Annotated in this window: 16 protein-coding genes and 1 pseudogene; 3 read left to right on the top strand and 14 right to left on the bottom strand. The window is 33.6% G+C overall.

Annotated elements, in window-relative coordinates; all coding sequences use genetic code 11:
• The 14 genes and pseudogenes from ATO12_RS20575 to ATO12_RS20510 all read right to left on the bottom strand — a co-directional run.
• Positions 1-385 (bottom strand): annotated as a pseudogene (locus ATO12_RS20575) (hypothetical protein); the annotation flags it as partial.
• A gap of 65 nt (positions 386-450) precedes the next feature.
• Complete coding sequence (locus tag ATO12_RS20570; RefSeq protein ID WP_034245928.1) at positions 451-6,771, bottom strand: thrombospondin type 3 repeat-containing protein; 6,321 nt, start codon at positions 6,769-6,771, stop codon at positions 451-453.
• Positions 6,772-6,792: 21 nt separating this feature from the next.
• On the bottom strand, positions 6,793-7,422 hold the full coding sequence (locus tag ATO12_RS20565) for a hypothetical protein (RefSeq protein WP_240486159.1): 630 nt from the start codon (positions 7,420-7,422) through the stop codon (positions 6,793-6,795).
• Positions 7,409-7,915, bottom strand: coding sequence for an OmpH family outer membrane protein (locus tag ATO12_RS20560; RefSeq protein ID WP_165583427.1), 507 nt, complete (start codon positions 7,913-7,915; stop codon positions 7,409-7,411). Before ATO12_RS20560 ends, ATO12_RS20565 begins: the two co-directional genes overlap by 14 nt.
• A 593-nt stretch (positions 7,916-8,508) precedes the next feature.
• Positions 8,509-9,009, bottom strand: coding sequence for a hypothetical protein (locus ATO12_RS20555; protein WP_034245922.1), 501 nt, complete (start codon positions 9,007-9,009; stop codon positions 8,509-8,511).
• 134 nt (positions 9,010-9,143) lie between these two features.
• Positions 9,144-9,602 (bottom strand): COG2426 family protein, encoded by a 459-nt coding sequence (locus ATO12_RS20550; RefSeq protein ID WP_034245919.1) that lies wholly within the window; start codon positions 9,600-9,602, stop codon positions 9,144-9,146.
• Between the two features lie 118 nt (positions 9,603-9,720).
• Entirely contained in the window at positions 9,721-11,484 is a 1,764-nt protein-coding gene (locus tag ATO12_RS20545; RefSeq protein WP_034245915.1) for a hypothetical protein, read from the bottom strand.
• A complete protein-coding gene (locus ATO12_RS20540; RefSeq protein ID WP_034245912.1) occupies positions 11,477-13,711 on the bottom strand; it encodes a DUF4175 family protein in 2,235 nt (744 codons plus the stop codon). The genes ATO12_RS20545 and ATO12_RS20540 overlap by 8 nt, the downstream gene beginning before the upstream one ends.
• The gene (locus ATO12_RS20535; RefSeq protein ID WP_034245910.1) at positions 13,708-15,012 is read right to left on the bottom strand and encodes a BatA domain-containing protein; all 1,305 of its coding nucleotides are present in this window, start codon (positions 15,010-15,012) and stop codon (positions 13,708-13,710) included. The genes ATO12_RS20540 and ATO12_RS20535 overlap by 4 nt, the downstream gene beginning before the upstream one ends.
• A gap of 1 nt (position 15,013) precedes the next feature.
• Entirely contained in the window at positions 15,014-15,910 is an 897-nt protein-coding gene (locus ATO12_RS20530; protein WP_034245907.1) for a DUF58 domain-containing protein, read from the bottom strand.
• Positions 15,911-15,937: 27 nt separating this feature from the next.
• Entirely contained in the window at positions 15,938-16,939 is a 1,002-nt protein-coding gene (locus ATO12_RS20525) for an AAA family ATPase (RefSeq protein WP_034245906.1), read from the bottom strand.
• A gap of 10 nt (positions 16,940-16,949) precedes the next feature.
• Positions 16,950-17,570, bottom strand: coding sequence for a DUF4159 domain-containing protein (locus tag ATO12_RS20520; RefSeq protein ID WP_034246018.1), 621 nt, complete (start codon positions 17,568-17,570; stop codon positions 16,950-16,952).
• A gap of 135 nt (positions 17,571-17,705) precedes the next feature.
• On the bottom strand, positions 17,706-19,022 hold the full coding sequence (locus ATO12_RS20515) for a TldD/PmbA family protein (protein WP_034245904.1): 1,317 nt from the start codon (positions 19,020-19,022) through the stop codon (positions 17,706-17,708).
• A gap of 32 nt (positions 19,023-19,054) precedes the next feature.
• Positions 19,055-20,695: a TldD/PmbA family protein gene (locus ATO12_RS20510; RefSeq protein WP_034245901.1), complete on the bottom strand. Its 1,641-nt coding sequence runs from the start codon at positions 20,693-20,695 to the stop codon at positions 19,055-19,057.
• A 604-nt stretch (positions 20,696-21,299) separates the two neighbouring features.
• On the opposite strand from ATO12_RS20510, the gene ATO12_RS20505 reads away from it, so the two are divergent.
• The 3 genes from ATO12_RS20505 (at position 21,300) to ATO12_RS20495 (ending at position 24,212) form a co-directional block, all read left to right on the top strand.
• Positions 21,300-21,773 (top strand): DUF983 domain-containing protein, encoded by a 474-nt coding sequence (locus tag ATO12_RS20505; RefSeq protein ID WP_316932938.1) that lies wholly within the window; start codon positions 21,300-21,302, stop codon positions 21,771-21,773.
• Positions 21,770-22,402, top strand: a complete 633-nt coding sequence (locus ATO12_RS20500) for a Crp/Fnr family transcriptional regulator (protein WP_034245898.1) — start codon at positions 21,770-21,772, stop codon at positions 22,400-22,402. Before ATO12_RS20505 ends, ATO12_RS20500 begins: the two co-directional genes overlap by 4 nt.
• A 70-nt stretch (positions 22,403-22,472) precedes the next feature.
• A complete protein-coding gene (locus ATO12_RS20495; RefSeq protein ID WP_034245896.1) occupies positions 22,473-24,212 on the top strand; it encodes a SulP family inorganic anion transporter in 1,740 nt (579 codons plus the stop codon).
• The last annotated feature ends 8 nt before the right edge of the window (positions 24,213-24,220 follow it).

The following is a 24,220-nucleotide window of genomic DNA, read 5'->3' as shown; positions in this document are numbered from 1 at the left end:
GGTCACCAATAGTAGTAGGAATGCTCCCAGAAAGTGTATTTCTGGTTAATGACAATGATTCTAATCCTGGTATATTGGATATAGAATTCGGGATTGTACCTACTAAATTATTATTGTCCAGTTTTAAGGTTGTTACCTTATCTGCTACAACAGTAACTCCATACCAATCACTTACTAAAGAATTTGGATCATTAATCAGCCATGGTTGATTATTAGCTTGTGTATTAGTCCAGTTCGCACCATCTGTACTATTATATAAATCTACCAATGCCTGTCGTTCCTGAGAAGAGACCTGTGCCATTACAGACAAGCTATTAAAAACGACTACTAGTACTAGCAAAGAATACTTCGTGAGCTTTGATTGTATATAAGTTAGATTTTTCATGTATCTAAATAGGTTTAGATTATTTTTTAATGTATGTATCAATGAATTTGATATCGATTATATAATTAATGCTTGATTTGATCTAAATTCCCCCATTCAGGTTCACCACATCTTTTATCTCTTCTTCCTTGTGATCTCAAATCGATTGAAGTACCTGGTACCGGACTTCCATTATTTTTATTTAAAATCATAAATTCCATTCGCCAGGTATTATCCCCTTTTTTAGATTTCGCTCTAACAACATCAAAATCAAGATCTATATACTTTTGTCCTCTAATATCCAGCACGATATCATTGAAAACAAATAGTTCTCCTGCTTTGTTTCTAACATCATTATCAGTAAAAATAAGTTTATCATTAATACGTAATCCCATTCCCCTGTAGTTGGTTTGATGGAATACTATTGCGTACTCAATAGTTTCATTTGGATTACCATATATTGTAAATTCAGCACTTCTACCTACACATTCTTTTACTCCTCCAGCCAAATAAAGCACCTCATTCGTAGTATATCGTCCAAATACTTTAGGTACCGCGTCATCATCACATTCATCACCAATTTCATCTCCATCATAATCGTAATTATTACTAGGTGTAAAAGGGCATAAATCTTCATCATCCTTAATTCCATCATTATCGTAGTCTGTATCTTCAGGTAGCTCTCCAATAAGATTGCGTTCTAAAATTGCATTTTCGTTTGCCGGGATTAACAAACTATTTCTACCGGTATGAGATACCTGATTTGTTATACGAATACCTTCAGCCCCATCTTTGTCTGCCGAATTTTTAAAATTAAAATGGGCGCTATCGGATTTCATAAAAACATAATCTTCAAAACCATCCATCCCCATATCACGGTATCTACTATTAGAACTAACTGCTGTCGGTAATGTATAATTATATCCATATTGTGCTGCAGAATACCTGCCTAAAGCATCTTTATTTTCCAATTCTGTTCCAAAAGGACTATACTGCGTAACTTCACTAGCAAATGTCCAGGCATCATTAGCTGCTCCAGATTTCTCCCAGGTTTTATCTTGCATCAAAGCATAATAAGGAGTAAACTCTTTAAAATACCCTTCTCTACGAGTATTTACTTTAGAAGTTGTACCTTGATTAACATGAGAACGTTCTGTTAAATATGCATAAGAGCGCTTTGCTCTCCATTCTCCTTTTGCATTATAAACATAAGGGTTAAAAGGGTTTTCAAAAGGATAATCATCTTGAGAAATATCTTCTAGTTTTCCTCCATTTAAGGATTCTGGTGCAAACTTCAGTTCGCTTTCACACTGGCAATTCCAGAAGTCATTATACTCTACTGCACTGGCGTTTACAATTCGTAAATTATCAGCAGCCGGTGTATTTGTATTTAGCGTAAATGTATTGGTATCTATTTGATTCAAATTAGCTCCGGCACTCCCCTTGATTGGGTTTTTCATCATTGTAATAGATCCCATATTGGCCATTTGTTGGTTTCTACGTCCTGATCTCACAATTTTGAAGTTAATGTCTTCACTAATATCTGCTCCTTCAGATGTATTAATGACACTTCCGTTTCCTTTCATTAACATTACTCCATCACCTGCAGGATTAAACCCTACTACCCAAAGTCGATCACTTTTCTTTGCTCTGCCATAAGTAGCTATTATTTCATCTCCCAATGTGAAATATTTCTTAGCATCAGGAATGGTAAAGAAATTTCCAGATCTTTTTAAAATTCCTGTAATACCTATATTACGAGATGCCTGCCCCATGTTATCATAAGCCCAATATGCAGGAAAATTAAAGTTGTAGTATTCATCATCAAATTCATTCACAGTTCGGGTTAATAATACCTGTCCTGTTTCTGCATCCCAGGCTTCATTTATTGTTGATACTTTAGACCCCAGATCTGTAGCTATTTTTTCTTTTAGTACTGCCGTTGTATGAATTACTTTGGTAGTGATAGTAGAATACGCTACATTTTCAAGTTCAGTACGAGAAGGCACTATAGTTGGAATAGGTACGACAACAATTCCGAATATTAATGCCACTACATTAGCCTTAACACCTTCTGTTTTGGATTTAGAATAACTCTCTCTAAAATCTGTTACCACATCGTAATCTATACCAATCTGTCGATCATAAAGTACCTTACCTTCTTTTGTAATTACGGGTAATGTATTATCTAATTGTGTAATATCATCTTGTTTAGTACTATATCTATACTCTACAGATGATAAGGGCTTATCTTGATTTTCTGCATATACCTTCTGAAAACGCATTTTCCCATTCATATCATTAGTATGCACCATAAAACCTTGAGATAACGCATATTCATTTCTTGATTTAACCTCTCCACCAAAAATTCCTTGTAAAAGATTTTCTAAAAACTGATTTTGATTTGTAGCATAATTATTTGGACTATCGATATCTGTATAATCTACTTTGGTAGGGTAATCCTTAGAAGTAAAAAACTCTGAAACTACCTTACCTGTAGCATGTTTTGATATTCCTTCTCTTGCCAGATTACTTACCGTAACTCTACTATAGGTTACTGCTGACGAAGGGAAAAAAGATTCTCCAAATGGTTTTTCTACATAGTTTACTTCTCGGGGAGCTACCAGACGATCAGAATGATTATAAAATGGTTCAACAAATGGGTTTTCTTTACTTTGGTTAGGCTCATAAGTGGCAACACCACTAGAACTCCCGTCATCTAAGGTATATTCATAAGTTTGCCCATACTCTTTAGTATATTTTTCATTGGTATCCGGAATTGTTGGGTCTACCATTTTATTCCATTGATCTCTCATTACCAATTTCTTTATTCTTGCGCCTCCTCCTAATTTGTAATTTTGTGGTGTTGACAGGCGTATCCAGGATTTATCCGGCCAAAAACGTTGCGCACATAAAAATTCATTACTTCTTAATTTAGCATTGGGACCGGTAAGGATATCTTTATTTGCTTTAAAACTACTAATCACTTTTTTAGCGATAGACTGTATGTTTTCTGTTCTATAATCAGTATTTAATCCATATACTAATCCATTCAGATATCTTCTCCCAAAATACCAACCTGCTTTAGAGATCGGGTTGACTTGTTTAGTTCCAGAAACTCCACCTTCCATGTCTGTAGTTTTCATGGGAACAGCTGCATAAACAGCCCCATTAGGAGCTGTAAATACATTTGTATTTCCATCTATTTCAAAATATCCGGTTACATAATCAAAATCATTACTAGGTTTAGCAGATGTATGTAATGCCCCAGCTTTGGTCATATTCATCAAAAACCTGAAATAAATCGGTTTACCTTCTATTCCTTTTAAATATTTTGATCTAAAATCTGCATCTGTAGTAGCTGTTTCGCCAGATGGCAGTTTTACATATAGATATTTTGCTTCATTGTTGCCAGAAAACTTGTATAGCTTCGTATTGGTTTCGGGATCGAAAGAGGAAGATCCTTCATTATTTCCTGCTCCTACCACTTTAAACATTTGCAACGCATCACGATCTTGAACATATTGATAGTCATCACTCTCATAGGTCAAGTCGATTTTTCCACCTGATGGTAAATCAATAGAGGTTAATGACCAAGCTGAAGAAAAAGAATCCTGTAGCTTACGATCATCTTGTTGTATAAAAGCAAATTCTGGTGCTGTAATATCATCTCCTGTATTGCAAAATCCTGTATTACCTCCTGCAAAATTAGGGTTTATTTGAGGCACATCTACCCCATTTTCATTCTTAATATATACTACATTACCATTTTGGTCGTATTGTAATGCATTTTTAACAATTGGCTTATATCCGCCCCAAACATCATAAGATTTCAGGTTATAATCTGGATTAAATCCATCATAATTAAAAGTATACGGAGTATACTTACCCATTTTAGAATCTCGGTAGGTAAAATATACTTTCTTTAATGTTAGTTTTCCACCTTCATTACGTAACTCGTTCCCATTAGGAGCTTCTCCTTTATTATTTTCTACTTTTTTACACAGAGAGTAGTCATACACAAAATGTGCAGTTTTGATGGCGCTTATTGGCAAATCATTAGTAGTATCATCATCTAATATTTTTGCTTTAAGAGCTTCTGGTTTTGAGTATAATCTAATCTTATCTATTTTATACATTTGTTGTCCAGAAGACGGCGCCCCTCCATTTTCTCCTGCAACTCCTCGCGCATCTTTACGAGGAGAAAGGTCAAATATCGCTACATGCGTTTTGGTGACAATTTTATCTATATACTTTATCTCCTTCTCTCCATAAACATAACTTCCTTTTTGATCTGCTTTATCTGTGTTTAATCCTGCATTATAAGATGCTTTATTGCTACCGTAAGGAATTCTCCATTTATAATTATCTTCTTTATTGGTATATATAAAATTTGTATACGCCCCCAAATCATCATCTGTGGGTCCATCTCCTTTTAAATCCTCATAATCTGATGATAGTACAGAAGATAATAAATATGAGTGTGCATAAGCCGGGGTCTCTACAGCATCATAAAAATTATCTATTCCACTTCTATTATTTGTAGAATTTTCACCACTTTGGTAAGTCACTAAACCATCTGCACAATTAAAAGTAGTACTGTTTGTCGCAAATGTAACTTCTCTTTTTACTTTATTGTAAGCGGTTTCTCCAAAAACATAGGTAGATCCATCACTGTTTAATACTCTTACTTCGGCAGTATGATGTGGTTTTGAACTTTTATTTATACGAGATTTAGCATATCCTTCATTATAAAATTCAAGCAGTTCTTCTGCACTAATTTTCTGAACATTCTGATTACGAATATCTCTCGATCTTTTAAATTTTGAATTAAAACTTGGTAATGTTCTATATTTTGGGGTTTTATCCGCGTTATATTCTTTAATCCTAAAACGATTATCTGCGTACTTATTAAAACTTTTTTTGCTCCCTCCAATTTCTAGCGCAATAGGGGAGTATCCTCCCAAATCCTCAAATAATTTTTGATCTTTATCTACTCTTGGTTCTCCAATATATTTAAAATATACAGGTTCATAATCTAATAAATCTCCCGATTCTCTAATATCTTCTTTCTCTTGTTTAAAATGTTGTAAAGCCTTTGTATCCCATACCCCAGTTCTACTCACTGATGGGGCACTAGTAAAATTAGCTCCAAAATGATATCCTGTTCCTGGTTCTATTTCTACGCCCAAACTTAAACTAGAACTTTCATCTTCAACCAAATCGTCATTAATCTGTCCTACCTGACTACGAAAAGGTCTAAACATTCCACCAGCTCCCTGACCTTGTACTGTATAAAGGTCATATGTATAGTTAGAAACAGGTAAAGCCAATGTAGTTTTACTAATAACATTATCTTTTTCTCTATTATAATCTTTAATATCATCTGGAGTTGCGTGACCGGTGAATTCATATCCATATGCTTTTTCAATTTTAACAGGATCTTTAACCTTTTGTACAGATCCCATAGCAGATATTTCGCCTTCAATATCTGCACCCCAAATATCACCTCCGAGAGATACTGCTACAGTACCATTATTATTTATAAAAGCAGTTCTCTTACGTGGTGTAAGCGTAACATTATTAAAAGAAATAGAACCAGAGCCTGATCCAAAACCAGCCTGTCTATTTTTAGCTTTTTTGTATTTTTCATCTTTTATTCCCGTCAACCCCATAGAACTTGAAATATTAAACGATTTCAATCCCTGATTAGAATTATAAGAAACCCCTGCATTAAGCCCGCCTGTAATCGCTCCTTTCTCACTAATAGCTTTAGTTGCAGAAATACCAACACTGGGAGAAACGGTAGCTCCTTCTGTTGCAGAAGTCTCTACGCTCATCCCTACTGTTACTGTATTTGCCAAATCAAAAGAAATACCATAAGAAGGAGTAAATGATATTCCTGTATAATTATTATATTTAAGATTTACTCCAAATGATGCTTTTCCTTTTACACCATCATTACCTTCATAACCAAATAATTGAAGATCTATAGCAGCATCTACTCCTACGGTAACATTAGGTTTCATATTACTTTCATAGATCATTTCATCTCCCTTAAAATCATCAGGAATTCCTCGTACTTGTCGATTAATCTGCCCTACATTAAGGTTCCATCCTAATCCAACCCAGGAAGATTCCTGATCCATAGTTACCCCAGAATCATACGCCAGGTTTAACGGATATCCTCCAACATCCATAACAGGTATATTGTAGTTAAAGTTTCCTGAGGATAAATTCACCATATCTGAAGTTCCGATAGGTGTGAATGAATTAAACTCTGGTTGTGATGGACCGCTTGTTAATGCCCACAATTGTATAGGCTGCATCATTTGTACAATCAATTGTATTGCTAAATAACTTGCAATTACTTTTGTGACTTTACTTTTTCGTATTGTATTGATCATATAACTAAGTGTGTTATAATTTTATAACTTAATAGGTGTTTCTGTAAACTTAAATTTTAGTATCCCGTTTCCAAATAAGTGATCCTCATATATAAGCTTAATGTTTTCTTCGGGTAAAATGTTACCAAAATGCAACAACAATCTTTTGAAAGGAGCTACTTTAAAATTTCTTTCGAATGTGGCTCCTAAACAAGGGATAGTATCTCCTGATTGTGTTACAATTTTGAAATCATTTTTTATTATAAAAGACATGTACTTAACAGCCGATTCATAATCACGATTGGTATATTTTGATTTTAGTACATCATCTTCTTGTTCTTGTTTAAACTCTATTTCGATTACTCGTTCATCTTTAAGAGATTCGTATATAGAATCTACTTTTTGAAGATCTTTATTTCCTTCATTTTTAAGGATATAGTATTGTAAAGGAACTAGTGTAGCTTTGTACTCTATGTCCGACAAAAAATGAGAAACAGACTTAGATTTCCAACCAGAATTCTCTAAATTGAAAAGTTTATATTCTATTTTAGAATCTTGAACTTTCTTATCTTTTACGCAAGAAGAAAACAACAATAGCAGACAACCAAAAGCAAACAATATATTTTTCTTACTCCTACAAAATACTGATCTCATCATTTTAGTTTCCTTCATATTTGGTGTTTGCATATTCTAATACCTTTGTTGTTATATCGATTTCTTCCTGAGCAAACATAATATTACCTACTCCTCGTGTTCCCAATATAATCTTGCATTGATTTGCAATGCCATATTCTTTTATATATTGATTTAATCTATTCCAGACTTTTTGACGCATATCATTAGAGAGGTATTCATTCATTTTTTTTAATTCCTGATCCTCGGTTCTTAATTGTACTTCTAATTCCTGAGTTTTTTCTTTATTCTCTTGCTCTCTTAAAATAGAGTAGATTGTATATAAACTATCCAGTTTCTTTTTTTGTTTTGTAATTTTTCTATTATTAGTTTTTCCTAAATCCTGAGACATATTAAAACCATTATAAAGTTTAATATTATCAACATAAACGATATCATTATTAGAAGATCTGGAGAAATAAAATGTTATAAAAACTACTATCAATAACAAGACGTTACATATCAATAGAAAAATTGTGTGAATCTTTTTCAATATTGTAAATTTTTATTTTTAATGTATTAAGCTTATTTTTTTAAAAAGGGCCAAAACTACCATATATATAATAACCTGCCAATATCTATGACAAGAGATTATCTCTTGTTTTTTTTTAAAAAATGTATGTTCGAATACTGTAGTTCTTATCATAACTTTATGAGATTATAATTAAAAATCTACACATCAAACCTTTATGGTTTAGTCAAAAAATATTTATTAAATAAAAAAGCAATTTGCCTTTTCTTTTTATTGCTATATTTCTTTTAGACTTTACATAATGTTTTACATTTAATAATCTTTGACCTCTATTCTGAGTACAATATTAATAGTTCCCAGTTCCATTTTTCGGGACTGGGTAAAAAAAAATTAAAATAATTTTGAAAAAGAAAGATGAGTAGCTTTTGGGGAGTAATTAAAAATCAATAACCAATTCAATATCAGCTCAAAACATGAAAATTTTCAAAAGCCTATCATTATAAAATTAAACTCCTCTTATGGGTTATATTCCAGATCTTTCGATTTAGTCATTTCTAAAAAACTAATGGGTCCTGTTAAAAAAGAGTTTGTTTATCTACAATTGTTATATTTTTTCATCTTACCGAGTTTAATGTATTTTCCATAAAAAAATATAGCTTCTGCATTTCCTTTTTACCGGCCTGTCTTCCTAAACGACCAGCAAAGTAAAGTACAAACCAGGTTATAAGAAGAAAAAACATAGTGAGTATAGAAAATAAATACGATTTATCCAGGCGTATGTTAACATACATCCAAACCAGAGCACCAATAAATGATGTTGCCACTACAAAATGCAGAAACATAAAAAGTGTCCATACTGTAGGGCTGGGACCAAAAAGTCCTTTAAGCTTTGGTTGGTTTTCACCTACTTCATAAATTTCGAGATGAAGTTGTGGTGACCAGAAGTGTTGTTCTTTTTTAGGAATTCGTATAAAAACATGATGGTCTACCCGACTTACTTTAAAATCCTGACAAGTCTTTCCTGTTTTTTTAAAAGCTTCAAGCGCTTTTTCTGAAGGTATATCTAAATCCTGAAAAAACCGGGGACGTAAAACAATATCATTTGAGATTTCCATAGACGCATTTAAGTATCAATGTTACTATATTTTTTAATTTCTATTACTGATTTTTATCAGTTTTAGAAAACTCAATATGAATCTATTAGCACTATAACATAAAAATCCAGATGGTATGATTGTAATATAACCGTTTAAGAGATTCCTTTCATAGTGAGTAATGTCGTTACCCAAACAATAACAGAAGAGAAAAATATACCTACGCTATTCGCAATAAAAGCTTTTCGTTTTTTAACTTTAAATAAATACGTAGCAATACTTCCTGCGTACACACCTGTACCAGGAATTGGAATCATAACAAATAAAAGAAGTCCCCAAAACCCATGTTTTTGAATTTTACTCCCTGATCCTAACTTAGCTCTTCGTGCTACATATATCGCAGCTTTTTTATAAGATGTCCATCTCAATAAATAGGTATTCATCCTTTCTAAAAAAAACATCATTAAAGGAAATACCAATACATTGGATAAAAAACATAATACAAATACCAAATAGATATTTAATCCACTAAGCATACCATAAGGAATCCCAACCTTAGCTTCGCCAAAAGGGGAAATACTCCACAAAACAGCTATAACAATATCCTTAATCACAAACAATTTTTCTTACAGCCTGCAAAGGTAACGTTCTAAATGGTTTGTACCATAATTTTAAATCTTAAAAAAGGTCTAAATTAGCATTATAGTCCTAATTTTAACAATAAAGCTCTTTTTACGGTTTCAATAGCTTGGGTTCCAACCATAAATACCCGGTACATAATAAAAATAGAATATAAAAACCTAAAAGTGGTATCGGTCGTATTGTATGATTCTGGAGTATTTTATTCTTCGATGATTTTTTATAACGCCTCTTATTTTCTTCAATTGTTTTATATAACATTAGTGACTTCCAACTAGAGGTATCCGCTACAAAATATTTAAACACTTTTGTTGTATCCTGTTCTACAAATTGGGTATTCCATCCAAAATCTCTTGGATAAGTAATCCCTTTCCAGAGGTTTACTATATCAATATCACTACGCATCGAAATACTGTATTCCTTACTGGTTTTGACTATTGGTTTTGGTATTGATGTCCTTACCTCAAAATTAAAAGGGTGGTCTTTATACGCAATTATTGATGTTGTTCCCCACTCTATCTGTGGAGTTTCTTTTCTACTTAAATTAGTAATGAGTTTAGACCATATTTGTTGATAAGCAGTGGTATGACCATCTAATACTAGCTCATATGTATTTTCTAATACTGTAGTTCCAACTCTACCCTTTCCGATGTATTTGTATCCGGATATGATTTTGGTATTAGGTTTAGTATGAATATGCTGCAACAGAAATTCATCTTTAAAAACAAAAGCATGTTTAGAAAGCTTAAGTTTTGTTTCATCGTCTAATCGGGTTTCTGTGTTTTTTTCTGAAGTAAAATTAAAAGCCCCGAAACCTTTTGAAGTTCTAAAAAAATTAGAATCTGGCTGAATAAAAATACCCAGGCCATTTTCTTTTACCGAACTCTCTAAAGCAGTACGTGATGCTCTTCCCAGGTTTCTTAATGAATTGGCATCAATAATAACAAGATCAAAAGATTCTAAATTCTTTTTAGAAAAAGCTCCCATAGGCATTCTTTCCATATTAAAATACTCGAACTTATATCTTCCTTTGGTGATCTGACTCCTTACTAGTACTTGGTGTCCCATTTCTGCCAGATAATTTTTAAGATACTTAGTTTCAAAAGTGGGAAAACCATTTACCACTACTATTTTTAAGGGAGTAGAATGCTCTACAATTAAAGGTATAGGGTCTGTAGATAAAATTTTCCCTAAACTATCTTTTTCGATCAGTGAAAAGAGATAGTCTCCTGTTACATTAAGATTCGTTGTGAATTCAAATTTTTGTTGTTCTGCATATCGTAAAGAAACAGAATCTAAACCTGCTCCTCCCGGCCCTTCTAATATAAGTCTATTTCCTTTTTGAGGATTAGCATATAATCCTCTAAACACCTGTTGTTTACCAACCGTATTTTTATAATCATAGGTAAACCTAATTATCCCAGAAGGAGTCCTTCTTCCCAAGTAATTAACATTATAATTATCTAATTGCCATAGATCATAAGGTTTCACACCATACCCCAATACAAAAACAGAATCCAGAGTGCCTGCACCTTCAAAAATAGGATGATTAGCCTGGTACTTATATGATTTTAGTTTTTTATGAATTCTAGTTAGGCTATCTAATTGTTCTTTATCATAGCCTTCGGTAAGCAAAACCATTTTAGCAGTTGTAGTATTAGCAGTAGAAGTTGCAGGTTTTAATGCTATGATAGCAAGCGAGATAATTGCCAAAAGGGCTATTGCTATTTTTATCCAAAATCTAGGTTTCCCAACCTGAGGCCATTCTTTCCATATAAAAACAAACCACAGTATTATCCCACCAATACCGATTTGCCATATCCAGTTCTCATTCAAAAAAGTTACTTGATCAATCATGAATTTGAAGCTCTTTTAGTAGTAATTCATTAATCTCTCCTGTTAATACTTTCTTTTTAGATGGATTGGGTTGCAACTCGGGAAGCGCATAAAATAAACCTCTTTGTACTTCGATCAAAATTGAAGTTGGTATAACTCTATCTTCGGTAATCTGTTTTAACCGTTGTAAGGTTTTTAAATATTTCCCCGGGTCTTCAATAGCTTTGGCGGCCAATTCATTTCCTGCTTGTTTAAAAAGGAGCCTATCTTCATCTGTTAGTATTGTTTTATTAGATATCAATTGCTCAAGCCTCAAAACAGTTTTATATATAAACGGATATAATTCTGGGAGTCGTAATTCTTCTTTTTTTCTGAAATTGGATACTTCGTCAATTTTACCTGTAAGTCTTTTATCTTCTTTAATTGGTGGAGGATCAAAACCAATACGGTGTACATAGACTCGGGCGCTATTTTTAATTTCCTGAATCAATTTAAGCGCTTTGTATTGATATGGTAAAGATTTTTCTGGAGTATACAATCGTAAATATAACTCGGCGTCCCACATTTCATTTAGTGCTTGTCGTAACTTACTTTTTAAAGATTGTGTAAAAAGTGTTGACTCTTCGGGATCATCATGGTTATGCAAATATTCGTGTAAAGGATCATTTCCTTTTTCATCCTCTTCTTCTTCATGAGGTACCAGATTATGTTCATTTTCATGATCATGATCATGTGTATATGCTGCTAATGGATCGTTTTCTTTTTCATGATCTTCATCGTCATGTTCATGTTCCTCCTCAGGAATTGCTGTATTTTCCTGTGTTGCTGGTCCAAATTCTGATTCATCTCCCATAAATTCTCCGTATTTCAGGCGTAATACTTTCTGATCAAACCCTAATTCATTACTTTTAAATTTGAAGTCTTTTTCTGATAATTTTGATTTATCCTTAATTAATTTTTCTGTATCAATAATCAATTGGCGCTGACTTCTGAAATAATCCGGCATTAAGTCTACCCCCATTGTCCCCTCTACGGCAAATTCATCAGAAATTGTGTCTTTTATAACCGCAAAAAAGGTTTCACTTCTAGAAATGTTAGGCCTGGGGTGTTTAAGATCCAGTGCTTCAATATAAAAATAAAGTTCATCCCCTGGTTCCATATTCATTTGATCCAGGTCTATATTTTTTGACAAGCTTAGGTCTTTCTGTCCCCTAGAAAATTTGCTATCAAAACTTAATTTTTCCTCTCTAAACTTAACAGATTCACCAGATCCTTTACTTACCGTCACTATGATATATGCTTCAGCAATACCAAAATCATCGGTAACAGAGGTTGTGAATGCTATTCTTTTCTTTTCATCATAAGAAAAAGAAGTGAATTGTTTTAAATCAGTAATTTTTATATCCGGCTTTTTATCTTTTACAACTTCAATCGAATACAATTCAGAAGTATACGAAGTTTCCAGCATATCTGTAAATTTGAAATTGTAGAATCCCGATGTATTTAAAACTGAAGTTCTTACATATCCATTATCAGTCAATTTCATAGGATGGCTATTTCCCATACTTTCCATAAATACATTTTTAACTTCAGTATCAAATGTTATTTGCCATGATAATCGTGATCCTTCTACTGCTTTTATTTCCATTTTTGAAGTTTCAACAGAAGGTTTTCCTGTATAAGCAGGGTATTGTATAGTCAATAATTGACTTTCTAATTTAGGTTGTTGGGTAGTTGTTGTAGAATCTATAGGTTTAAAAATTATGGTATCTGGGCGTACTTCCTTATGCTGCGGCCATTGTAAATGATCAAGAATATGATATCTATACCCCATAAAACCAACCAGCGCACATAAAATCATTACTATACAAGCTCTGGATAAATGATGAGGAGGTTTGATCGTTTTTAATTTTTCGACGAGTTCTTTTCCTATCCTATATTGTTGCAATTTAGCCAAATCTGATAGTTGTTCTTTAGGTAGTAGCAAAAGACCTGTACTATACTCTGCAACATCGAGATGTTGATCAATATAACTACTCACCGTTTTTAAATCAGGTTTCCAGGGTTTCACAAAAATTACAATCAGTAAAGCAACTAATATCAAAGTAGCAATTGAAAAAATGAGATTAAAGAACAAAAAATATATAAGAATAGCGGGGCCTAATGCATAGAGTAAAACCTCTAACCAAAGCATGAGTTGCCAATGCTTTTTAAACCTGATCAATATTTTACCACCAGATACTATCACTGTTTTCTATATTTTGCTACGATGCGTTCTGTGATGAGAAATAGTATACATAAAAACCATAACCATTTAGATATTTCTAAAGCAGTAGGGTTCTTTTTATTTTTCTTAACATCTGTAGCTATAACTGGAAGTAGTTCTTCTATATGTATAACTCGTTTATCATACGATTTAATTTTTTCTTCGAGACCTTCATTATGATTAAGTATTGCTAACAAATGTTCTGCAAAATACTCACTTACGATACGTTCTGCATTAAGAGATTTTGTAAGATAGAAGACTTCTTTTGAAGATCCTTTTTCTATGATCTTATGAGATAAATCATCTGGTTTATACAAGAGTAGTGTCGAAAAAGTTTGCGGAGTTTCATTTTTACTTAACCATATTACTGTATTAAAAGTGTCTAGGTGTATCGTATCTATATTCTGTACGGCACGAACATCAATAGGCCTGTTAAGGTATTTTGATATGGCGCGATAGGAAGCTTCAATATATGTTTTTTCTGTAGACAAACTATCGTCATAAAACACCAAAATATCAATAGGTGATTCGGTAATCAGAGGATGTTGCTCTTGATTTCCGTTTACCGAAAGAACGATACTATCCTTTGCTTTATTAAATTCGATTTGAGCACTCCCTATAGGAACAAGCTCTTTCTCAAAAGACAAATGTTGATCATCACCTGATACAGAAAGCAACTGTATTGCATCCTCCTTTTTAATAGCACTAAGCATATTCTTAGTCGGTTTTCCTGGATCTAGAATTACCCATGATATATTTTTATGAAGCTTTGGCCTTTTTCCTTTTATACCCGATATAAATCCATTCGTTATAACAACAATACTATCAGTTTCTAATGTTTCCATTTCTTTGACCAATTGCCAATACCCCGGAGTTACTGTAGGAGTTTCTTCATATGTTGACTCGTTTTGATACTCTGGAAAACCAGCTTGCAAAAGCCGTATTGGTGCTTCGGTTTCTATAGTATCCAGAATTGCATTTACCTCTTCGTATTCGAGTAAAGAAGGTTCTACAATATAAGTAATGGGTACTGCAGTAACTTTTCCTTTTACCTGTGGTTCTGCTATGATCATAACAAGTGTGCTAATCAATAGCAATCGTAAAAGCAATAACCACAATTCATTGATTTGAATACTACTCGTTTGTTTTGAATCTGACTCATCTAGTAATTGAATACTTCCTATCTTAATTGTTTTTCCTTCTTTTTTACTCCACAGGTGTATTGCAATAGGAACAATACCTCCTAATAAAGCCCATAAATATGTAGGGTTAAGAAAAAACATATTAAATTAATCTATTTCGTTTCTTTAGAAATACCTGTAAGGCCTCTCCGATATTCTCATTTAGTTTAAATAAATGGTAACCAATATCATTAGCCAGTAGGGTATTTTTTGTGTTACTCATCATTTCTTCTAATGCGGTGAGATATTGTTTTTTTGCTGTCTTAGCATCTATTTTGCGCCTAACTCCTGTTTCTAAATCTTCAAATGTAATGGTGCCTTTATAATCAAATTCCAGTTCGTTTTTACCCATCAAATGGAATACTACGACTTCGTTTTTAGGTGTTTTTAATCGTTTAACGAAAGAAGTTAGCTCTTCACTATGTTCATACAAATCGGTAATAAAGAAAATCAATTCTTTATGGTTACGATCATGAAGGTTTTTTGATGCTCCAGGATCCTCTGGCCATTTTCCTTCATTCTTAATATTAATCAATTCTAATAACAGACGATTATAATGCTTTTTCTGAATTTTGGGATATACGCTATGTAATTGATGATCGTTAAGTGCAAAAAGACCTACAGCATCTCCTTGATTTTGGGATAAGTATGCCAACGAAGCCACTAATACTCTAACATAATCCATTTTAGAAAGATCTTCTTCCTTATGAAGCATCGACATACTGGCATCGACAATAAATTTTACCGCAATATTGCTTTTTATCTCTGATTGCCTAATATAGTATCTACCTGATCTGGCAAGCATTTTCCAATCCAGGAGTCTTAAATCATCACCTGGTTGATAATTACGAAATTGACTAAACTCCATTCCCGGACCTACACTTCTACTGTGATTATGTCCCGACAAATATCCATCAACTATTACACGTGCAATAAGTGCTAATCCAGACACTTTTTTTATAAGTTCTGGTTTTAATAGTTGATGATAGTCTTGTTTCATACCAATTTAACTTTAAAATATCGCATATCAACTATTTACCCGAATAGCATTTAACAATTGATGAGTAACATCATCAGATGTTATACCTTCGGATTCTGCTCTGAAGTTTACAATAACTCTATGGCGAAGTACCGGGATAGCCACATGTTGTATATCTTCTAACGTAACCGATAAACGTCCTTTCATCAAAGCACGAGCTTTGGCTGTTAATATCATGGCCTGACCTGCTCTTGGTCCTGCCCCCCAATTTACCCACTCTTTTACATATGCATTTGTAGTAGTTTCTGGCCTTGTTGCTCGTATTAACTTACTTACAAATGTGATGAGATCATCACTTATAGGTACTTCTCTTACCAGATTCTGTAATCTTAATATATCATCACCGGTAATCACTTTATGAAGTGTTTCTTTTTTGGTACCTGTTGTATTTTTTAAAATGGTGGTCTCTTCTAATTCGGTAGGGTATCCAATTTTTATATATAAAAGAAAACGATCTTGTTGTGCTTCTGGTAACATAAAGGTACCGGATTGCTCAATGGGGTTTTGAGTAGCGAGAATAAAAAATGGTTTATCCAGCGTATAGGTTTTACCAGAATACGTTACTTCAAATTCCTGCATAGCTTCCAACAGCGCTGCCTGAGTCTTTGGTGGCGTTCGATTAATCTCATCTGCCAGTATAATATTAGCAAAAATAGGTCCTTTATTAAATTTAAAAAACTTCTTTCCGGTGCTATAATCTTCTTCAAGTATTTCGGTACCTATAATATCAGAAGGCATTAGATCGGGAGTAAATTGTATTCTTTTAAACTTTAAATCAATGGCTTGCGCTAATGTTCGTATCATTAACGTTTTTGCCAACCCGGGAACTCCTTCTAATAATGCATGCCCGCCTGCCAGAAAAGTAATTAGTAATTGTTCTACGGTTTCCTCCTGCCCTGTGATTACTTTACCAATTTCTTTCTTTAAACTGGTAAGTTTTTCGGTAAGTACATTCACCTCTTGTTCAATACTTGCTAAATTTTTATCCATACATCTTCTTTTATGATGTTAAAGCATACATCACTATATTTACTCCAAAACGGGTATTGTCTATTTTATACCATCGTTTATTTCTAAAATCATAGTCCCATTCGCAACCATAATCTTTGTTACTAAACAAGACTCCTATCCTTCCATTAATTTCAATAGCTTTTAGATAATCATGTACAATATCATCTCCCCATCCGTTAAGTTCTTGTGATGTGGTGGGCGGGCCATCTTCAAATTCGAAGAAAACCTTATATATCTCATGAGTATTAGGGATTTTTTTTAACTGTCGAGGGCCAAAGATATCCTCCATTTGTCGTTCAAATGATTTTGAAAACAAACCATCTATATCGTGATTACAATCATCTGCAAAGACAAAACCTCCGTTCCTGACATATTTCTCAAAATTCTCCCTTTCTTTCTTTGTAAACTGTACTAGTTTATGCCCGGATATATAGCAAAACGGACTTTTAAATATTTCATCGCTACTAAGGGCTATAATTCTTTCTTGCGTATCTACTTTTAGGGTAGTATACTCTACCAGAGAATTTAAAAGGTTTGAAGGCATTCTTTGATCTACATCCCAATCTCCCGACTCATATTGCAATCTTGTAAAGAAAAACTTGTTACTCAATGCAGTTATTATTTTAGCTTTCAAAAATAGACTACCCTACAAAACTGTTGCTATTAATGGTTAAAACAGTTTCGAAAGAAAAAACTGGCCATAATGAAGCTAATTAAAATGACCAGTTTATATTATGAATTATACTTATACCGCATCAGACAAGCTGGTAAAGGTGAAATCTCTTACCTTCATGTAAGGTACCAAATTACCATTGATCCTAACTTGTTTACCAAGTGTTTCGAGATTATTAAGCATAATAATCGGACTCTCATTAAATCTAAAGTTCTTTACCGGATGCTTTATTTTTCCATTTTCGATATAGAATGTTCCATCCCGGGTAAGACCAGTATATAGTAGAGTTTGAGGGTCTACATTTCTGATATACCATAATCTGGTAACCAAAATTCCTTTTTTGGTTCCTTTAATAAGCTCTTCTAAAGAGGCATCTCCTCCTTGCATAATAAAATTAGATGGAAAAGGTACGGGATCGACTCCTTTCTTCTCTGCCCAATAACGGCTATATGCCAAATTTTTCACTACTCCATTCTCTATCCAGCTCATCTTCTTTAAGGGCTGTCCTGCTCCATTCCATGTGCTTGTAGGTACATCTGGGTTTAAAGGATCTGACCAAATATTTACACGTTCGTCTACAATCTTCTCTCCTAGTTTAGTGCCTCCTCCTTCTTTAGACATAAAGCTTCGCCCTTCGTCTGCAGTTCGTGCACTAAGAGCACTACCAATATTTTGTAGTAACCCAACTGATGCTGCAGGTTCAAGAATTACAGTATACTTTCCTGGTTCAATAGCTTTGGCTTCTCTTGATGTTACTGCTTTATCTATTGCTATATTAGAAGCTTTTGCCGCATCAAACTTGCTTATATCATTAAAATCACGAGATACCCATCCAGATCCGGTACCATCATTAGTTCTCATAGTAACGGTAAAATTAGAATCTGTAGATTGGTTGTAAGCAAAAAGACCATTAGAATTCATCATTGCACTAAACCCATAAGAATCGTTAAAGAACCCTGCAGCGGTAACATCTTTTGCTGCCGCCGGCTCAATACTACTACTTGCTACAGTAGCACGATACTCTGGTGAGATATTAGCCGATGCTTTGTTATAGGTTATTGATTCATCATAGGTTTGAGGTCCCAAAGGCTCCATAAATTCTGGATTCTCTGGCGAAAGTTTTGCTAATTCTTCTGCTCTTTTAACTACTTTTTTTAAGGATTCATCATCAAACTCATCAATCGTAGCCGTACCCGATTTTTTTCCGAAATTAGATTGTACTACCAGGTTTTGATTAGATCGATGACCAGCAGTAGAAACCGTATTACGCGCATAGCGGATATTTCCGCTTTCGCTTCCACTCATATTTATTTCACAAGCATCAGCAGTAGAAAAGCTCAGTGCTTTTTCCATAATTTGCTTTGCTTCTTCTTTTGTATATATTGCCATGATATTTTTATTATTTGTTGGAAAAAGATGTTTTAAATAGTTCTACCTGTATTGATCACATTTACATTATTAAATCTGGTAGTAGAACTTCCGTGTGATACAGCACTTATCTGAGAAGGCTGTCCTTTACCATCAAAGAACGATCCGAATAATCTATAGTCATCTTTGTCACATATTTTGGCACAAGAATTCCAAAACTCCTGTGTATTAGATTGATAAGCAACATCATCTAACATCCCCACAATCGCTCCGTTTTTAATTTCGTAGAAAGCAGTACCGCCAAACTGGAAATTATATCGTTGCTGGTCGATAGAGTACGAACCTCTACCAGCAATATAAATTCCTTTTTCTACATCTTTTATCATGTCATTAACACTATATTTTTCTTTACCTGGTTCTAACGAAACATTAGGCATACGCTGAAATTGAACATCGTTCCAACTTTGCGAATAACAACAACCATGTGATTCCTTCTGATCTATCATATGAACCTGATCTCTGATTGCCTGATAATTGGTTAATACACCATTACGTACAAGATCCCATTGTTTTGTCTTTACTCCTTCGTCATCGTATCCTACAGCTCCCAGAGATCCTACTTGCGTTTTATCTGCTACCAGGTTAACAATATCACTACCATACTTGAAGTTTTTGGTTTTCCATTTATCAAGAGTAGCGAAACTTGTTCCTGCATAATTGGCTTCATATCCCAGTACACGATCCAACTCGAGAGGGTGCCCTACAGATTCGTGAATCGTGAGTCCCAGGTGATTTGGTTCTAATACCAAATCATACTTACCTGCTTCTACCGATTTAGCACTAAGTCTTTCTTTGGCTTGCTTGGCTGCCATAATAGCATCTTCTACCATATCGTAGCTTCCTCTATATAATTTCATTCCAGCCGGCCCATCTAATTTTTCAGAATCTAAACCATCCATATATTCATATCCCATTCCCATAGGAGCACTCATTGCCTGGCGTGATTTAAATTTATTATTAGCACGATCAATAGCTGTAACTGTAAATGTTGGCCATATACGATGAACATCCTGATCTATATACGACCCATCGGTAGATGCAAAATATTTTTGCTCATTTACCATAAAAAGACCAGAATTCACAAAATTAGCTCCATTCTTCATGGCAGCTGCATTAGCACTAAGTAATAAATCTACTTTTTCTGAAATAGGTACTTTTTTGAAATCTTTTTTAATAGGGGTCTTCCAGGTAACTTCTCCATGAGATTTTACCGGAGCCAGTTTTACAGGCACTTTCTGAATTTTTGAATTTGCTTTTGCAATTGCAACCGCTTGTTCTGTTGCTTTTTTAATCCCTTTTTCGGTTACATTATTGGTAGAAGCAAATCCCCAGGTACCATTGGTAATAACGCGTATACCAATTCCAAAAGATTCTGTATTTACTACATTCTGAACCTTGTCTTCTCTGGTAAATACATATTGATTTAGATATCTTCCTATTCTTGCATCGGCATAAGATGCTCCCAAAGTTTTGGCAGTATTTAATGCTATGTCTGCAAGGCTTTTCTTAATTGCGACATCCATACCGGGATTTAGCAAAGCTTCTGCGGAAATATTATTTCCCATAAGCAGGGATGGCATCATTAATGCGCCAGATCCTAATCCAGCGTATTTAACAAAATCTCTTCGTTTCATATAAACCTCCTTTTTTGATTGAATGAATATTTATTTAGTTATGGTGTTTTAGTTTTCAATGTATACTAATGCAAAATTTAGAAATTTAACTCTATAGTATATATCATTTTTTGTAAGAGGAAATATGATTGTCATTATCTAAAAAAGCTTAAAAATATACAAGCTTTTTTTATTCTTTTAAGACCCCCAAAGTTAAAATCATATGATACCAAAAAGAAGCTAATTATGTCTACTTTTTATTTTTAGTACAGCACTAAAAGTAGAAAATTTATGCCAAATAACAATAATGCCCAAAAATGTTAAAAAAAGGGTAAGAATTTTCGTATGAGGACATGTATAAAATCCACAAAAACACGCAAAACACTAAAAATCAATTGATTATAAAAATCAAAATAATCTAATATACAATCAAAAATTTATCAATAAAATGCCTGAATCACTGGATTTGAACGGATTTAAAATTTTGTTAAACTTTTATATTTTTAACGTAACTGTTATCAAAATCATAAAATATCTTTAGGAGAATTGCTCTTTTACAACATAAAACAGTATGTATTAACATAGATAAGGAGCTATAACCCCACCCTACCCTGTAGCGCAAAAAATGATCTTTGTGTGTGTAACCAATGTTACTGATAAATACTTTTTGGTGTATTATTTTTATCCAAAATTCAACAACATGTTTGGTAGAGGTTCAAAATTATACAGCATATTGTTTCTAAAATGTCCGCGGTGTCATGGTGGAGCATTTTTAGAAGCTAACCCATATCACTTAAAACGTTTCAATAAAGTAAAAAAAAGATGTCCTTCGTGCCAATTAAAATACAGTATAGAGCCCAGTTTTTACTATGGTTCAATGTATGTTTCATATGCAGTTGGTATAGCGATAAGTGCAGCTGTTTTTATCTTAATACAACTACTTGGGTTAAATCTGACCCCTATACACATCTTTATTAGTATTGTTGTTACTCTAATCCTTTTAATGCCATACATTGGAGCGGTTTCAAAATTGATTTGGGCCAATTTCTTTTTTACCTACGATCCATCTATCGCCAAAGCTAAACAAGATTCTAAATGATTCAGGAACTAAAAAACAGTTACGGGCGCCAGTTTGAAAATTCTTTGATAAACGACATACTACAAGTCGGAACTTTTAGAGAAGTTCCTGCCGGGTATAAGCTGATAGAAATTGGAGATTATATCAAAGGAATGCCATTACTCGTATCGGGAGCAATAAAAGTGCTTAGAGAAGACAAAGAAGGAGATGAATTGTTATTATATTATTTAGAACAAGGAGATACTTGTTCGATGACGATGACGTGTTGTATTGGCCAGACGCAAAGTGAAATTAGAGCAATAGCAGAAGTAGATACAAAACTTATTATGATTCCTATTCGAAAAATGGAAGAATGGACGGCCAAGTACAAATCCTGGAGGAATTTTGTTTTCGAAAGTTATCATAACCGATTAAACGAGCTTCTTATTACTTTAGATAGTATTGCTTTTGATAGAATGGATGAACGCCTGGTGAATTACCTTAAGGAAAAAGCTCGTGTTAATAACGAACAAATTATTCGTAATACACATCAGGAAATTGCACAAGAGTTACATAGTTCTAGAGTAGTGATATCCCGCTTATTAAAAAAACTGGAACAAATAGATAAAATTGAGTTACATAGAAATTACATCAAAATTCTTGATTTATAAAAGCTATGTAACCCATGTTACTGATTATAGATTTATGTTCTACTACTTTTAGTTACAAATTCACATATACATGTTAAAGCGATATTTTCCTGTTTTTCAATGGCTTCCTGATTATAAAAAAAAGTTTTTATCGGGAGACATTGCAGCGGGCTTAACTGTGGGCATAATGTTAATTCCGCAAGGCATGGCATATGCTATGATTGCAGGTCTTCCTCCTGTATTTGGGCTATACGCTGCATTGATTCCACAAGTGGTATATGCTATTATGGGTACTTCGCGGCAATTGGCAGTAGGCCCTGTAGCAATGGATTCTCTTCTTGTAGCATCGGGATTGGGTGCGCTGTCACTTTCGGGTATTGAAGAATATATAACGATGGCCATTTTCCTCTCTCTTTTCATGGGAAGTATTCAGTTTATTTTGGGAATATTAAAGATGGGGTTCTTGGTAAACTTCTTATCCAAACCGGTCATTAGTGGTTTTACCTCTGCCGCTGCAATTATTATTGGACTTAGCCAATTAAAACATGTATTAGGTACAGAAATCGAACGTAGCAATCAAGTACATATTTTGTTACACAATGCATTTAAAACCATTGATCAAACTAATTTTTTGACTCTGGGTATTGGTATTCTTGCCATTGTACTTATCAAAACCATAAAAAAAATAAATCCAAAAATTCCCGCAGCCTTAATTGTAGTTATTCTTGGAATCGTTGGTATGTATACCTCTGGCATAAATGAACTGGGAGTAAAAATTGTGGGTACAATACCAAAAGGGTTACCCGAATTGGAGGTACCTGTTGTTGAATATTCCAGAATTTCAGAACTTGTTCCTATTGCTCTTACTTTGGCTCTTATCGCATTTATGGAAGCTATTTCTGTTGCCAAAGCTGTAGAAGAAAAGCATACCGAATATGAAGTTGATCCTAATCAGGAATTAATTGCTTTAGGAGCGTCTAACATTATTGGTTCTCTATTTCAATCTTATCCGACAACAGGTGGTTTTTCAAGAACAGCAGTTAATGATCAGGCTGGTGCAAAAACAGGTATCGCACCAATCATAAGCGCAATCGTAGTAGGACTGACCTTATTATTTCTTACTCCCCTTTTTTATTTTTTGCCCAACGCAATTCTGGCGGCTATAATTATGGTAGCAGTATTTGGATTGATCGATATAAAATATCCTATCGTACTTTTTAAAAACAGAAAAGATGAATTTGGTCTTCTCATTCTCACCTTTTTGATTACTCTTATGATTGGCATTAAAGAAGGAATATTATCTGGCGTACTATTTTCTTTATTGATATTAGTATATAGAACTTCAAAACCACACATCGCAGTTTTGGGAAAAATAAAAGGCACCAATTACTTCAAAAACGTCACTCGTTTTAGTAATGATATTGAAATGCAACCGTATATTTTGATTATTCGTTTTGATGCTCAGCTATACTTCGGAAATAAAGATTATTTCAAAAAAGAACTCTATAAACAGGTTGACTTAAAAGGAAAAGAGCTTAACACCATTATACTTAATGCTGAAGCTATAAATTATATAGACAGCAGTGCTGTACATGTACTTAAGCAGATTGTCAAAGACCTAAAAAGTAAAGGGATTCAGTTTATTATTACCGGAGCCATAGGGCCTACAAGGGATATTATATTTAGCAGTGGTCTTATCAATACTATTGGTAAAGAAAATCTTTTTGTAAAAGTTTATGAAGCATATGACCACTGCAATAATGCAAGCAAAAAAACGGCTATACAAGAAAAAATTTCTCTTCAAACAAAAAAAACGCCTTCTGTAACATAAGTAACTGT

Source organism: Aquimarina atlantica (assembly GCF_000626715.1).
GTDB lineage: Bacteria > Bacteroidota > Bacteroidia > Flavobacteriales > Flavobacteriaceae > Aquimarina > Aquimarina atlantica.
This window is presented reverse-complemented; position numbering and strand designations above follow the sequence as displayed.

Bases quoted from the DNA above. Each gene is read 5' to 3' on its own strand.
- ATO12_RS20570 (WP_034245928.1), bottom strand. From the start codon at position 6,771: ATGATCAATACAATACGAAAAAGTAAAGTCACAAAAGTAATTGCAAGT.
- ATO12_RS20555 (WP_034245922.1), bottom strand. From the start codon at position 9,009: ATGGAAATCTCAAATGATATTGTTTTACGTCCCCGGTTTTTTCAGGAT.
- ATO12_RS20530 (WP_034245907.1), bottom strand. From the start codon at position 15,910: ATGAAACAAGACTATCATCAACTATTAAAACCAGAACTTATAAAAAAA.
- ATO12_RS20505 (WP_316932938.1), top strand. From the start codon at position 21,300: ATGATCTTTGTGTGTGTAACCAATGTTACTGATAAATACTTTTTGGTG.
- ATO12_RS20500 (WP_034245898.1), top strand. From the start codon at position 21,770: ATGATTCAGGAACTAAAAAACAGTTACGGGCGCCAGTTTGAAAATTCT.
- ATO12_RS20545 (WP_034245915.1), bottom strand. From the start codon at position 11,484: ATGATTGATCAAGTAACTTTTTTGAATGAGAACTGGATATGGCAAATC.
- ATO12_RS20515 (WP_034245904.1), bottom strand. From the start codon at position 19,022: ATGGCAATATATACAAAAGAAGAAGCAAAGCAAATTATGGAAAAAGCA.
- ATO12_RS20565 (WP_240486159.1), bottom strand. From the start codon at position 7,422: ATGAAGGAAACTAAAATGATGAGATCAGTATTTTGTAGGAGTAAGAAA.
- ATO12_RS20535 (WP_034245910.1), bottom strand. From the start codon at position 15,012: ATGTTTTTTCTTAACCCTACATATTTATGGGCTTTATTAGGAGGTATT.
- ATO12_RS20510 (WP_034245901.1), bottom strand. From the start codon at position 20,695: ATGAAACGAAGAGATTTTGTTAAATACGCTGGATTAGGATCTGGCGCA.
- ATO12_RS20525 (WP_034245906.1), bottom strand. From the start codon at position 16,939: ATGGATAAAAATTTAGCAAGTATTGAACAAGAGGTGAATGTACTTACC.
- ATO12_RS20495 (WP_034245896.1), top strand. From the start codon at position 22,473: ATGTTAAAGCGATATTTTCCTGTTTTTCAATGGCTTCCTGATTATAAA.